This is a genomic window from Bacillota bacterium (assembly GCA_012518215.1).
Taxonomy (GTDB): Bacteria; Bacillota; Dethiobacteria; order DTU022; family PWGO01; genus JAAYSV01.
In genome coordinates, this window is record JAAYSV010000054.1 from 1 (window position 1) to 12356 (window position 12356).

16 protein-coding genes and 1 tRNA gene are annotated in these 12356 nt (G+C 49.1%); 1 reads left to right on the top strand and 16 read right to left on the bottom strand.

From position 1 onward, the window contains the following. Positions 1-192: 192 nt before the first annotated feature. A tRNA-Trp gene (locus tag GX364_08945) sits at positions 193-268 on the top strand. A gap of 212 nt (positions 269-480) precedes the next feature. Here GX364_08945 and GX364_08950 read toward each other — a convergent pair. The 16 genes from GX364_08950 to ftsY all read right to left on the bottom strand — a co-directional run bounded on the left by GX364_08950 (position 481) and on the right by ftsY (position 12347). Continuing rightward, positions 481-1272: an alpha/beta fold hydrolase gene (locus GX364_08950; protein NLI70975.1), complete on the bottom strand. Its 792-nt coding sequence runs from the start codon at positions 1270-1272 to the stop codon at positions 481-483. Positions 1273-1678: 406 nt separating this feature from the next. Further along, on the bottom strand, positions 1679-2497 hold the full coding sequence (locus tag GX364_08955; protein NLI70976.1) for a DUF3825 domain-containing protein: 819 nt from the start codon (positions 2495-2497) through the stop codon (positions 1679-1681). A 260-nt stretch (positions 2498-2757) separates the two neighbouring features. Beyond that, positions 2758-3999: a cofactor-independent phosphoglycerate mutase gene (locus GX364_08960; protein ID NLI70977.1), complete on the bottom strand. Its 1242-nt coding sequence runs from the start codon at positions 3997-3999 to the stop codon at positions 2758-2760. A gap of 18 nt (positions 4000-4017) precedes the next feature. Then, a complete protein-coding gene (locus tag GX364_08965) occupies positions 4018-4545 on the bottom strand; it encodes a TIGR00725 family protein (GenBank protein NLI70978.1) in 528 nt (175 codons plus the stop codon). A 70-nt stretch (positions 4546-4615) separates the two neighbouring features. Then, the gene (locus GX364_08970) at positions 4616-4975 is read right to left on the bottom strand and encodes a YraN family protein (protein NLI70979.1); all 360 of its coding nucleotides are present in this window, start codon (positions 4973-4975) and stop codon (positions 4616-4618) included. Positions 4976-5028: 53 nt separating this feature from the next. Further along, positions 5029-5784: a ribonuclease HII gene (locus GX364_08975; protein NLI70980.1), complete on the bottom strand. Its 756-nt coding sequence runs from the start codon at positions 5782-5784 to the stop codon at positions 5029-5031. A gap of 20 nt (positions 5785-5804) precedes the next feature. Next, complete coding sequence (gene ylqF, locus GX364_08980) at positions 5805-6641, bottom strand: ribosome biogenesis GTPase YlqF (protein NLI70981.1); 837 nt, start codon at positions 6639-6641, stop codon at positions 5805-5807. 12 nt (positions 6642-6653) lie between these two features. Continuing rightward, positions 6654-7160 (bottom strand): signal peptidase I, encoded by a 507-nt coding sequence (lepB, locus tag GX364_08985; protein NLI70982.1) that lies wholly within the window; start codon positions 7158-7160, stop codon positions 6654-6656. An 82-nt stretch (positions 7161-7242) separates the two neighbouring features. After that, positions 7243-7584, bottom strand: a complete 342-nt coding sequence (gene rplS / locus GX364_08990) for a 50S ribosomal protein L19 (GenBank protein ID NLI70983.1) — start codon at positions 7582-7584, stop codon at positions 7243-7245. Positions 7585-7699: 115 nt separating this feature from the next. Then, positions 7700-8416 (bottom strand): tRNA (guanosine(37)-N1)-methyltransferase TrmD, encoded by a 717-nt coding sequence (trmD, locus tag GX364_08995; protein ID NLI70984.1) that lies wholly within the window; start codon positions 8414-8416, stop codon positions 7700-7702. Positions 8417-8433: 17 nt separating this feature from the next. After that, entirely contained in the window at positions 8434-8949 is a 516-nt protein-coding gene (gene rimM, locus GX364_09000; GenBank protein ID NLI70985.1) for a 16S rRNA processing protein RimM, read from the bottom strand. A gap of 28 nt (positions 8950-8977) precedes the next feature. Beyond that, entirely contained in the window at positions 8978-9208 is a 231-nt protein-coding gene (locus tag GX364_09005) for a KH domain-containing protein (GenBank protein ID NLI70986.1), read from the bottom strand. A 16-nt stretch (positions 9209-9224) separates the two neighbouring features. Next, the gene (gene rpsP / locus GX364_09010) at positions 9225-9467 is read right to left on the bottom strand and encodes a 30S ribosomal protein S16 (GenBank protein NLI70987.1); all 243 of its coding nucleotides are present in this window, start codon (positions 9465-9467) and stop codon (positions 9225-9227) included. A 29-nt stretch (positions 9468-9496) separates the two neighbouring features. After that, on the bottom strand, positions 9497-10849 hold the full coding sequence (gene ffh, locus GX364_09015) for a signal recognition particle protein (GenBank protein ID NLI70988.1): 1353 nt from the start codon (positions 10847-10849) through the stop codon (positions 9497-9499). A 34-nt stretch (positions 10850-10883) separates the two neighbouring features. Continuing rightward, positions 10884-11237 carry an RNA polymerase subunit sigma-70 gene (locus tag GX364_09020; protein ID NLI70989.1) on the bottom strand — a complete coding sequence of 118 codons (354 nt, stop codon included), beginning with the start codon at positions 11235-11237 and terminating at the stop codon, positions 10884-10886. 198 nt (positions 11238-11435) lie between these two features. Then, positions 11436-12347, bottom strand: a complete 912-nt coding sequence (ftsY, locus tag GX364_09025) for a signal recognition particle-docking protein FtsY (protein NLI70990.1) — start codon at positions 12345-12347, stop codon at positions 11436-11438. Between the last annotated feature and the right edge of the window lie 9 nt (positions 12348-12356).

Sequence of the window (12356 nt, forward strand, 5' to 3'; positions counted from 1 at the left end):
ATATTTAGCTCAACCTTTCTCATCAGATTCACCTCGTTTTAATAAAATCAATACGAGGTAACTTTCTAAAAACCGGGACATTTTCCCTTGTCTTCTAATGGGACATTATCGCATGTGAATCACTCTAACATATCCTCCGAAAAGCGAAAAGTTTGACAAACAGGCGGCCTTCCTTTAAAATTACTAGCGGAAAGGGGAGTAGCTCAACGGGAAGAGCAACGGTCTCCAAAACCGTAGGCTGCGGGTTCGAGTCCTGTCTCCCCTGCCACTACAACCGCTGGAAAAGTGCATGATCCAGCGGTTGTTATTTCAAGGAATCCATTCATAATACTTTCTACTCTTGAGGCCCGTGCGGGGTGAAATTTGTTCTCTAACACAAAAAGGAGACAACCAACCGGCACAGCGTTTCTCCCCAAACTGGAATTATCATGCAAAGCCCCTTCAATCAATGAATCCGATTCTTTGATGGCATCAGGGCGGTTATTCCACGTTCGAGGCCGACGTCTGTTTTCTGATAAATTTCTCTGTTTCCCTGAAAACGCTGTCCTTGTCATAATCAACGGTAACCACATGCAGGGAATTATCCACCACGAACATACTTTTATCCGCCGATGAAATATGTTCCATTATGTATTCGGCATTGTCCAGCGGCACCACCGGATCATGGCGGGAAGCAATCACCAATGCCGGTATTTTTATACGGGGCAAGATGGAATTTGTTTCACCGATAAATTTCAACAACTCGATTATTGATGCAGGGGGCAACCAGAAGTAATTGACCAATTTTACAGAACTGTCACGGACAGTTTTTCCGATCCCCGGCAGATAGGGAATCACGCGGTTGACAAAAGGAGCCAGTGGAATCAATCTGGCACGCCATCCACCCAGTATCGATGGTGCACAGATCGGTATTATCCCCGCTATGTCTTCGGGATGTGTTGCAGCCAGATGAAGTGTCAGTGCCCCACCCATGGATAGTCCCGCAACAAAGACACTGGAACATACCTTTTTGATTTCTTTCAGTCCTTCACGTGCAGAATCGATCCATTCCAGATAGGTGGATCCGCGCATATCGGCAGGTGTGGTGCCATGCCCCTTCAACCTTACACCCATGGCATTTATCCCCTGTTCCCACAGGTACTTTCCCATGGGTTTCAGCTCATGGGGCGACCCGCCAAAGCCGTGAATCAGCAAACATCCTATCTCGCTTCCGGCTGCTCGGTAAAAAAACGGTTCCGCCCCCGGCATGACCGATCGGTAATTTTTTTTCATCTCTCTCCCCTTCCTTTCCCTTCATGGTGTCCCTTCAGAAAGTTAACTCATCGCCCAATATCACTTTCTATTATAGAACATCCCCGATTATTTGGAAGGATATTTTCCATGATCCCATGCAAGAAGGGGGTATTGCACAGTCATACCGTGTTGTTGAAACTGAAATTCTTTTGATAGAACGGGTGCCCGCGGGGGACAGAAAAGGTCATGGCCGGATTCCATTTTGTGGCGACACCGGCTCCCATCTGCCCACACTCACCATGAAAAACCGCACACCCCGGAAGGGGGATACAAACAGGGAGTTCCTTCCCGCCTGGCTGCATCTCGATGCCACAACCACGCAGATTCCCCCGATAATCCATCCATGCAACTGCCATCATGTTTCTGCCTTTCAAACCCTCTTGCTTCAGGGTTTCAGCCAGTAGATATCGGGCCTCGCAATCAGGCGGGCGTTGTTGTAAGCCATGTCCAGCGTCAAGCATGTCATACCCGCATAATAATTGTCTTGTTTGGAAATAGCCAGAGCCACATCCACCACATCTGGATCTTGCAAGCAAATCGGTATCAGCAACTGGATTTCGTTTTTATAATATTGGGGCACCGCTTCTTTGTAATTTGCCTCGATTTTTTTCTTGGCTATATCTATCGCTCCGGTAAAGAGTGGGGTCAAATTGGGATTCTCCCTCACGCTTGGGGGTATTCTTTCTTTATTGAGTTCATTGCCCATGATGTGATCGATATTGACCCTCAAACTAAGATTGGTATCGTACAATAGATCGCTGATATCTTCAAAATAATTGGCTCTCCTGGGAAGGGGAAATATCCTTTCAAGATAGGCATTGCTTTCTTCATAAAATCCCTTGAAATACCAGGGGACCTCGAAATAAGGGTTGGTGTTTTTTTCAAAATAGGCATAGATGTACTGATAGTTCCTGGTGAACAACCCTGTGTTGAAACAAGCTTCCTGGTCAGAGGTAAATAATTTGCTGTTTTTTTCTTCATCCTTCATATTTTCCTCTTCGAATTTCAATCTCTGAAAGGTATGAACTATGTAATTTTCCAGAATGGGGTTATTCTTGTTTTTACTTTTTTCACTCAACACCGGGTCCCTGAATTTCCAGTCTTCTTTCAGGCAGAGGCTCTCCAGATAATCAAGCTGGCTTTGCCACCCCTTGGGGACAACCGTAAATTCATAAAATTCCATATAAGCATTTGGTTCGTTCAATTTGATCCCTCCATTTACATTTTTTGATTCTTATTCTTTATATAAGTATATTTTTGAAGTGATTTTTAGAACAATCAGGACTGTCGGTGTTCCGCATACACGAATGAACGGTCAAGGAGAGTTTCAAACGAGGTTGGCAATAGCGGCATTGCCGCCCCTTCACCATGACGGATGGAAATATGTCACCTGCATGATAACGGTTCAGGTTGAAGAAAAAATAATGCGTCCTGGCATTGGCAGTTGTAAAGTTTGCACTGGCATCACCTTCTGGCAGCAAAATCATCGTTCCCCGGCAAGCCCAGGAAAAAATCCATCAGCCTGTGACCTTCGGGAATATGCAGGCCAGTTCTGGCGGCGCTTTCCTCACAGTACCTTTCCCCGGCACTGATAATCTTGTCGCCCCGTGAATAAATCAAGAAGGGAACCGGGTCGTCAGTGTGGGTTCGCAATGACAGTGGAGTGAAATGATCGGGAAGGAAAAGAATCTTGTAGTCGATATTTTTCCGGTCCATGTTCTCCTTCATTTCTTTCACCACAAATCTATCGATAAATTCTATCGCTTTGACTTTGTTTTCATGTTCGTTGCGATGGCTGCATTCATCAGGGGCTTCGATATGCAGATAAACAAAATCCTTCCCCCTCTCGAGTGCTTCCAGGGCGGCTTTCACCTTGCCGGCATAGTCCGTATGCAAGTTTCCCGTAGCACCCCGGACATCGATCGATTCCATTCCTGCACAGATCCCCAGCCCCTTGATCAGATCCACGGCGGAGATAACCGCCCCCGATAGACCATATTTATTTTTGAAATCGGGCAGTAACGGACTGCGTCCTTCCCCCCAGATCCAGATTGAATTTGCCGGTTCAAGCCCGCTCCCGGCTCTCTTCCTGTTTATTTCATGATCCGAGAGCAAATCGAAACTTCTGACCATCATATCGATAATTATTTCCTTGCCCTTCCCCCGGGGGAGATGGCCGGAAATGTTCCGGCCGATTATGTCATGCGGCGGTGTAAGATCCCATTCAAAAGGACCCCCTTCCCAGATCATCAGGTGGCGGTAACTTTTTCCGCTGTAAAACCTGATCCCCTCCGCAGTGAAATTCTTCTCCAGTTCTTTGATGAGTATCCTCGCCTCATCGGTAGTTACTTCATCGGCGCTGTAATCAACCATCTTTTTATTTTCATACGGTTCGTCATCTGAAAGAGTAACCAGGTTACACCTGAATGAAATATCCTTCTTCCCCATTTTGATACCCATGCTGGCAGCCTCATAGGGAGAACGGCCGCTATAATATCTGGCAGGGTCATATCCCATCACCGAAAGATTGGCCGTATCACTGCCCGGAGGCATACCCGCAGGAACGGTCCGGGCCGTCCCCATGAGACCCCGTTCGGCCATGAAATCAATGGCCGGCTTCCGCGCAATCTGAAGAGGGGTCTTGCCTTCAAAGCGTTCCAGGGGATAATCCCCCATACCATCACCAAGTATCACAATATATTTCATTTATTTTTTCCTCGCTTTTTATCGATTGCATTCTCCAAGCAATCTGTACAATGTTTCGATGGCCTCTGCTGGAGTGTCGCAATGAATGATCTTCCGTTCTTCTCCCCCGGGGCTATCCAGATTCCATGTATGAATTCCCACGACCGGTTTCCCCATTTTCATGGTCAGCGCTATTTCGGAAAGAGTACCGTATTCTCCGTCTATGGCAATGGCCCCGTCAATAGTTCTGGCGATGATTGCGTTTCTTGCCTCTCCCATTCCCGTCGCCACCGCATATGTTAGACAATCATTTCCTTCTTGATGGTCATCACCGGACAGGATTCCGATTGCTGTTCCCCCGGCATTGCCTGCCCCGCGCGAAGCGGCTTCCATCACCCCGCCACCACCCCCGCAGACCAGGATGGCCCCGCGACGGGCAATCTCTGCTCCCACTTCTTCCGCCATCCGCAACGAAGAAGTGTCACATTCCCCGGATCCTATGACTCCAATGTAATACAAGGCATCACACTCCTGAATTCGTGGTCCGGCAAGACCATCAACACACATGGCGGAAAGCAGATGATCGGCCTGCCTTATATTGATACGTTTTTGCCCCCGGGAGAACACATGGATCATGTCATGTTATCCCGGCAATATGGTTGATGCTCTCCGTCCCGTCCTCACGGTTAAATTTTATACCGATAAAATCAAACCGGCAAGGCACTTCCCTTCGCAACTCGGTGGAGAGATAGTAGTTGGCCAGATCTATCAGCCTGTTCATCTTGCGGTCAGAAATTGACTGTTCCGGCGGTCCGAAACTACCCGACCACCTGCTTCTGACCTCCACGAAAACGAGCATGCCCTCCCGCCTGGCGATGAGGTCTATCTCACCCAGTGAACAACGATAATTGCGCGTGACTATCTCGTAACCTTTCGATTGGAGATAGTCTGCAGCCAGCTTTTCACCTTTCATGCCCCTGGCCCGTTTGTTCCCCATGCTTGTTTCCCTCTATCTTCCACTCATTTTTAACCTGTTGAAAACCAGGATTTCTATCCCAGGCAGAAGGAACGCCTATGTACCGGTGATGGCCCGTAAGTTTGCAATGCTTTTCGATGCTCGGCAGTGCCATAGCCCTTGTGACGTGCAAAACCATATTGCGGATACTTGACATCAAGTTCCTCCATGATCCGATCCCTGGTTACCTTGGCAATTATGGATGCAGCCGCTATGGAAACAGAAAGCCCGTCCCCACCTGAAATGGCTCTTTGCGGGCAAGGAATATCGGGGACAGGAAAACCATCCACCAGCACAAAATCGGGCGGCACCAGAAGTCCTTTCACGGCGTCGGCCATGGCCAACAATGTAGCCCGGTAAATATTCAGGGCATCAATCTGCTCCACGTCAACGATGCCCACCCCCATGTCGATCAATTCCTCCTGGAGACGGGTATAAAGAGAATCTCTTTGTTTGGGGGTCAGTTTTTTTGAATCATCAAGTCCTGCAAAATCTACGTCCAGGGGCAGGACAACAGCTGCAGCCACGACCGGACCGGCCAGAGGGCCCCTGCCGGCCTCGTCCACGCCGGCAATGACCATGTATCCGGCCTGCCTTGCCGCCAGTTCATATTTTTTCAGCTCGCGGAGCCGTTTCAATTCCTTCTTCTTCTCTTCTTCTTTTTTCAGGTACCTTTCCACAAGTTTTCGGGCCCCCTTGCGCGGATCCTTCCCGAGCAAAACGATTTGTTTCTCATCGAGAAGGTTGTTGTCCAGCATCCGTGCAATCTCGCCCAGGGTCAATCCCCGCATTTCATGTCCCCCCCCGGCCATCAGCCGCCTGTCGGCACCTCCAGGGAATACCGCCCCAACAAGCCGCTCCTGAATTCCTTCAGCAATATCTGCGCCGCCGCATTCGAATCAATTTCCCCCCCGGCCCGGAGGCAACCTCTTCTTGAGCCTATCAATTTCAATACTTCCTCCGTATGCAAGGCATCGATAATCGCCCTGTCGCCATACCGTCCGGCTATTCCTTCTTTCAGCCCCCGGATTCCCGATTCGTTCAACAACCATTCCGCCACCTTCGGGGAATCGAATCGGGAGTCTTCCAGCATCCCCAGAACCGCCAGGACATTGAAGGTTTCGGCATTGACATGTGGATGAATGATCCCTACCGTATCGAGCAGTTCCCATCCTTCCTTGATTCTTATCCATTGTTTTCCACGTGTAATTCCCGGCTGATCCCCGGTTTTTGCAGATTTTCTCCCCAGCAACGAATTGATAATCGTCGATTTACCCACATTGGGAATACCGACTACCAGGACCCTGCCGGGCCGTCTGAACCTTGGCCTCGCTGACATCATGCCTGTTCTGTCCAAAACCGAAAATATCGTGGAGGGGGAATGCCGAATACTGAAAGAAAGAGCCCTCGCATTCTCTTTTTTGTAAAAGTTCAACCAGCGGTGAGTGACCTCGGGGTCAGCCAGATCCGATTTGTTGAGAACGATGATCCGATGAGATTTTCCGGCTATATTTCCAAGGATGGGGTTACTGCTGCTGCATGGAGCACGAGCGTCGAGAACTTCAATAACATGATTCACGGCCTTGATCTGTTCCCTGATCTCCCGTAAATGACGTGCAGATCCATGGTTGATCTTTCTATTGCCCAATTTCATTCCCCATTAGTTTATACGTCGGAGACTATCCAGGGGCCAGAAAACGATGCTGGCGCGCCCCTTGACTTTTTCCAGAGAGACAAATCCCACATCGGGATAACGGCTATCCCTGCTGTTGGGGCGATTGTCGCCAAGAACAAATATGTGTTCCGGGGGTACCGTTACGGGGCCATAATCTTGCATTGCACCATTCTTCAGATAGGATTCATTCACCGGCAATCCATTGCGGTACAGTTTGTTGTCGATTATCTGGATCGTATCCCCCTCCACCCCCACCGCTCTTTTGATAAAATCACGGCGGCCCTGATAATTGAATACAACGATATCTCCCTGTTCCGGATTGGAAAAATGGTAGACCATCTTGTTGACGATTATTCTTTCGCTGTTATTCAGCGTTGGAATCATCGATTCCCCTTCAACCAGAAAATGTTCCATCACGAACATTCTGAATAGCAAAGCCACAACCACAGCTATAATAATCGCACGTACCCATTCCCAGACCTCTTTCAACAAGAAACCGGCCTCCCATCAAACAATGGCGATAAAACAGCGGACAACCGAAGCAAACAACCAAGATGGCCGTATTCTTTCACCTTTAACGCTTTTCCTTGATGCGGGATTTCTTCCCGGTAAGTTTCCGCAAATAGTAGAGGCGGGCACGCCTGACTGCCCCTTTTTTGACCACCTCGATGTGTGATATCATGGGGGAATGCAAAGGAAAAACCCTCTCGGCCCCGATTCCAAATGACACCCTGCGCACGGTAAAGGTTTCTCTGGAACCTCCCCCGCGCCTCCGGATCACGACCCCTTCAAATATCTGTGTTCTTTCACGAGTTCCCTCAACTACTTTTACGTGAACTTTGACCTGATCACCGGGTGAAAAATCCGGAATATCTTTTTTCAGGTACTGTTTTTCAACATCACGTATCATATCCATTGGACTGCCTCCTCAAGTTAATACCCGTAAAGTCCCCATTTTACGAGGCATATTATAGCATACAGAATTTTCTTTGACAACAATAACGGGCCTCCGGAAAAACCCGGCAATCACTTCAACCTTCCCCTTCCTCCCCGGAATCATTGCCGTTTCCATCCAGCAGATCCGGCCTTCGTTCCCGGGTAGCCTCCATCGCCCGCCGGTGTCGCCATTTTTCTATCAACCCATGGTTGCCCGACAACAATACATCGGGAACAGGATATCCCTCGAACATCGGTGGCCTGGTGTACTGGGGATATTCAAGCAATCCCCCGGCAAAGGTAAATGATTCGTCTTTCACAGCGTCACTGGACAGGACTCCCGGCAGAAGCCTTACCACTGCGTCAGTTACCGCCATAGCCGGAATTTCCCCGCCGGTCAGGATGTAATCGCCAATCGATATTTCCTCATGAACCAGGTACTGGCGCACCCGTTCATCCACCCCCTCATAATGACCACACAGCAAAATGAGGTGTTCCCTGACAGCGAGCCCGGCTGCAATCCTCTGGTCAAAAACCTTGCCCCTCGGGGACATCAAGATCACATACGGGGCCCCCTTGCCTCGGGTGCCCAGTTCCCTTACGGCCATGAATAGCGGTTCCGGCTTCAGAACCATCCCGCCCCCCCCGCCATAAGGGTAATCGTCTACCTGGCGATGTTTTCCCCCGGCATAATCCCTCAGGTCAACAATATTGATACTGACCAGGTTTCTATCCAGCGCCCGCTTGATCATGCTTTCCTGGAAAGGACCGTTGAACATCCCGGGAAATATGGTAACAATATCGATATGCATGGTGACCTCCAGACAGATTACAGATCAAAAAGGCCTTCCGGTAAATCCACCCTCATCCTGCCGCGCCTGGTGTCAATCTCTTTTACAATTTGTTTGGCCGCCGGCATGAGGAATTCCCCGCCCCCGGCCTTTTCGACCACGTAAATATCCTGCGCCGCCGAGGGAACAATCTCTTTGACGGTACCGAGAAAATTCCCTTCTTCCGAACAAACCTGCATCCCCACAATCTCGCTGTGGTAGTAATGACCCGGAGGCAACGGCACCCTTTCTTCCGGCAAGATATACAAATTATCGCCTTTCATTGCATCCGCTTCTTCACGACTATCTACACCCACCAGTTTGATGACCCACAATTTTCCCTGAATCCGGGCTTTTTCGACTTCCGCAATCCTGAATCCGCCTGATTCTTTTATTCTTACGCTTTTCAAACCATGGCAACGCTCCAGAAAATCAGATTGGGGAAAGACCTTGATCTCGCCCTTCAAACCGTGGCTGGAAATAACGGTGCCGATTACGACCAGATTGGCCCCCATATCATAACCTCAGTCCGCGTTGTATTTCTCATTCTATGATCTCGACCATCACTCTTTTGTTTTCTTTGATGGCCGCTGCCCCCACTACAATACGGATTGCCTTGGCAATCCGCCCCTGTTTGCCAATGACCTTGCCCATATCTTCCGGTGCAACTCTCAGTTCCAGAATAATGGAGCGTTCCCCCTCAACCTGTTGCACGTCCACCTGTTCGGGATAATCTACCAATGATCTTGCAATGTATTCTACCAATTCCTTCATAGCAAACCTCCTTAACTTAATTGGCAACTGCTTTTTCAAGCAGTTTTCTTACCCTATCAGAAGGCTTCGCCCCTTTTGAGACCCAGTAATCAACCTTTTCCTGATTGATAAACAAAGTAATCGGATCGGTGGTGGGGTTATAATAACCCACTTCCTCGATAAACCTGCCATCCCGGGGAGAACGTGAATCTGCAACAACGATACGGTAAAAAGGCTGTTTTTTTGCCCCCATTCTCTTCAAACGTATCCTTACAGCCAATACAACACCCCCTTTCTATCCATGATCAATCACATAAAAGGGAACCTTCTGTTCTTTTTGGTTTTCTTGAACCCTTTCCTCCTGTCCATGGCCCCCAATTTTTTCATCATCTTTCTCATCTGTTCAAATTGTTTAAGAAGCCTGTTCACGTCTTGCACGCTGGTACCACTGCCCATGGCAATCCTTCTGCGCCTGCTGCTGTTTATGATGTGGGGATTGGCTCGTTCCTGCCTGGTCATGGAATTGATGACAGCCTCGGTCACCGCCAGCTGTTTGTCACCGAAAGCAAGATTTTTTACCTCTTTGGGAATTCCGGCTCCACCGGGAATAAGGTCTATGATCTCATTCAGCGAACCCATCTTCTTGATCTGTACCAATTGTTCCTGAAAATCTTCCAATGTGAACTGTTGGCTCAGAAGTTTCTTTTCCAGCTCGGCTGCCTTCTCCCTGTCCATCGTGGATTCTGCCTTCTCGATCAGAGAAAGGATGTCGCCCATTCCCAGTATCCTTTTAACCATCCGCTCGGGGTAAAATGGTTCAAGCCCCTCAACCTTCTCCCCGGTTCCGATGAACTTTATGGGGCAACCCGTAACCGACCTTATGGAGAGAGCGGCCCCACCCCTCGTATCCCCGTCCAGCTTGGTCAGGATTACACCCGACAGATCCACTCTTGTGTTGAATTCCTCGGCAATGTTGACCGCATCCTGCCCCGTCATCGCATCGACAACAAGAAGTACCTCCTGGGGATTCAAAGCTCCCTGCAAAACGGAAAGCTCCTCCATCAATTCCTCGGCCACATGAAGACGGCCGGTCGTGTCCACGATGACCACATCCAGGCCTTCACTTTCAGCATGTTCTATCGCCTTCTGGCATACATCAAGGGGAGTATTTCCACCTGCATACACGGGCAAAGAAACTTCGGCAGCAAAGATCTTCAACTGGTCAACCGCCCCCGGGCGCTGCAAATCCGCTGCAACCAGAAGTGGCCGTTGCCCCTTGCTCCGCAGGTGAAAGGCCAGTTTGACCGCGGTGGTCGTCTTTCCCGCTCCCTGGATCCCGGCCAGCAAAATGACCGTTGGCGGAGTTGAAGCCATCTTTATCCGGCTGCTGTCCTGTTCAAGCAATGCCGTCAATTCTTCCCTGACGATTTTGACAACCTGCTGCGCCGGTGAAAGACTTTTCAAAACTTCGTGCCCCACGGCCCTTTCCTTCACCGCCGACACGAGACTTCTTACGACCTTGAAATTTACATCAGCCTCAAGAAGAGCAACCCTTATTTCGCGCAGCGCGGCCTCCACATCTTTTTCATTCAACTTGCCTTTTCCCTTCAAGCGCTTGAATACATCCTGCATTTTTTCCGAAAGAGAAGCAAACATCGTCATATACCTCTTTTATATTATTCAAATAAAAACATCGTTAATTTTCATTTTCCGCAAACAGATCCTTGACAATCTTTCTTAACCTGTCAATTTCCTTCCCCTGCATCTCCAGCTCCAATGCTGATATTATCTCCAGCATCTTGCTCAATTTCTTCTTGCGATAGACATAACGTTCGTACAGCTTCATTGCCCCTTCCAGGGTTTCCAGTGATTGCAAAGCTCGTTTTACGATATCATGGACACCTTGCCTGCTGATCCGTTGAACCTCGGCAATCTCACCCAGGGAAAGGTTGTCAAAATAATACAGCCGCAACGCATGTTGCTGCTTGGGTGTCAGAAAAAGCCCGTATATGTCATACAGATAACTTACTCGTTCAAGTTTCTCAAGCATTTTTCCGCCTGTCAAGTGTTTTTACTTTACACCACATTTTACACAAAAATGTATCAACAAGCAATCCCTGCAATTGTATTCAGGACTGAATAGTGAAGAATGCATGCCATCATCAGGCCATGTTGCTGATGATGATATATGCCTTCCATTTTTGTGTAAATAAAATAAATGGCAGAAAAAGAGGGCTTGCGGCTGCTTTCAACCCAGAAGAGCCTCCACGAAAAGGCCGGGATCAAAATACTCCAGATCATTTATCTTCTCCCCCAGGCCCACATGACTGATCGGAACTCCGAGCCGTTCCTTGATGGCAATGGCAATACCACCCCTGGCGGTCCCATCAAGTTTCGTCAGAATCACCCCGGAAACCGGAACAGCATGGTTGAACTTTTCCGCCTGTGCCAACCCATTCTGCCCGGTGGTGGCATCGATGACCAACATTACTTTTTGGGGTGCACCGGCGATCACTTTACCGCAGACCCGGTGTATCTTTTTCAGTTCCTCCATCAGGTTCACCTTGGTATGCAGCCTGCCGGCGGTGTCACCGATCACGACATCCACATCACGGGCCCTGGCGGCCTGCAAAGCATCATAATAAACAGAGGAAGGGTCGGATCCTGCCTGCTGTTTGACAATCTCTGCACCGGTACGTTCGGCCCAGATTTCAAGCTGCTCTATGGCCGCTGCCCGGAAAGTATCTCCGGCTACCAGCATCACTTTCTTCCGGTTTCTGATCCAGCGATGAGCAAGTTTGCCAATGGTGGTGGTCTTTCCCGAACCGTTGACACCCACCACCAGGATGACCAGGGGGGTATCAAAAATGTCCCTTTCGGGAAGGACCGGATAATGGCTCAACAAACCAATCAGTTGCCGGGCCAGTATTTCTTTAACCCTGGCCGCATCGGTTATCCTTTTGTCCTGCAGTTCTTCCCTGAGACTCTCGATAATATTCTCCGAGGTTTCAGCCCCCACGTCGCCAAGAATCAGCCCCTCTTCCAGTTCTTCAAAAAAAGCGTCCGTGATTTCCCGGCCCCGGAAAAGATGTTCCAGGCGTTGGCCAAAATTTTTACGACTCCTTTCCAGACCGCTTTTGAATTTGTCAAACAGGCTCATGGTACATCT

Bases quoted from the DNA above. Each gene is read 5' to 3' on its own strand.
- GX364_08950 (NLI70975.1), bottom strand. From the start codon at position 1,272: ATGAAAAAAAATTACCGATCGGTCATGCCGGGGGCGGAACCGTTTTTT.
- GX364_08960 (NLI70977.1), bottom strand. From the start codon at position 3,999: ATGAAATATATTGTGATACTTGGTGATGGTATGGGGGATTATCCCCTG.
- GX364_08965 (NLI70978.1), bottom strand. From the start codon at position 4,545: ATGTGTGTTGATGGTCTTGCCGGACCACGAATTCAGGAGTGTGATGCC.
- GX364_08970 (NLI70979.1), bottom strand. From the start codon at position 4,975: ATGGGGAACAAACGGGCCAGGGGCATGAAAGGTGAAAAGCTGGCTGCA.
- GX364_08975 (NLI70980.1), bottom strand. From the start codon at position 5,784: ATGCGGGGATTGACCCTGGGCGAGATTGCACGGATGCTGGACAACAAC.
- rplS (NLI70983.1), bottom strand. From the start codon at position 7,584: ATGGATATGATACGTGATGTTGAAAAACAGTACCTGAAAAAAGATATT.
- trmD (NLI70984.1), bottom strand. From the start codon at position 8,416: ATGCATATCGATATTGTTACCATATTTCCCGGGATGTTCAACGGTCCT.
- rimM (NLI70985.1), bottom strand. From the start codon at position 8,949: ATGGGGGCCAATCTGGTCGTAATCGGCACCGTTATTTCCAGCCACGGT.
- GX364_09005 (NLI70986.1), bottom strand. From the start codon at position 9,208: ATGAAGGAATTGGTAGAATACATTGCAAGATCATTGGTAGATTATCCC.
- ffh (NLI70988.1), bottom strand. From the start codon at position 10,849: ATGACGATGTTTGCTTCTCTTTCGGAAAAAATGCAGGATGTATTCAAG.
- GX364_09020 (NLI70989.1), bottom strand. From the start codon at position 11,237: ATGCTTGAGAAACTTGAACGAGTAAGTTATCTGTATGACATATACGGG.
- ftsY (NLI70990.1), bottom strand. From the start codon at position 12,347: ATGAGCCTGTTTGACAAATTCAAAAGCGGTCTGGAAAGGAGTCGTAAA.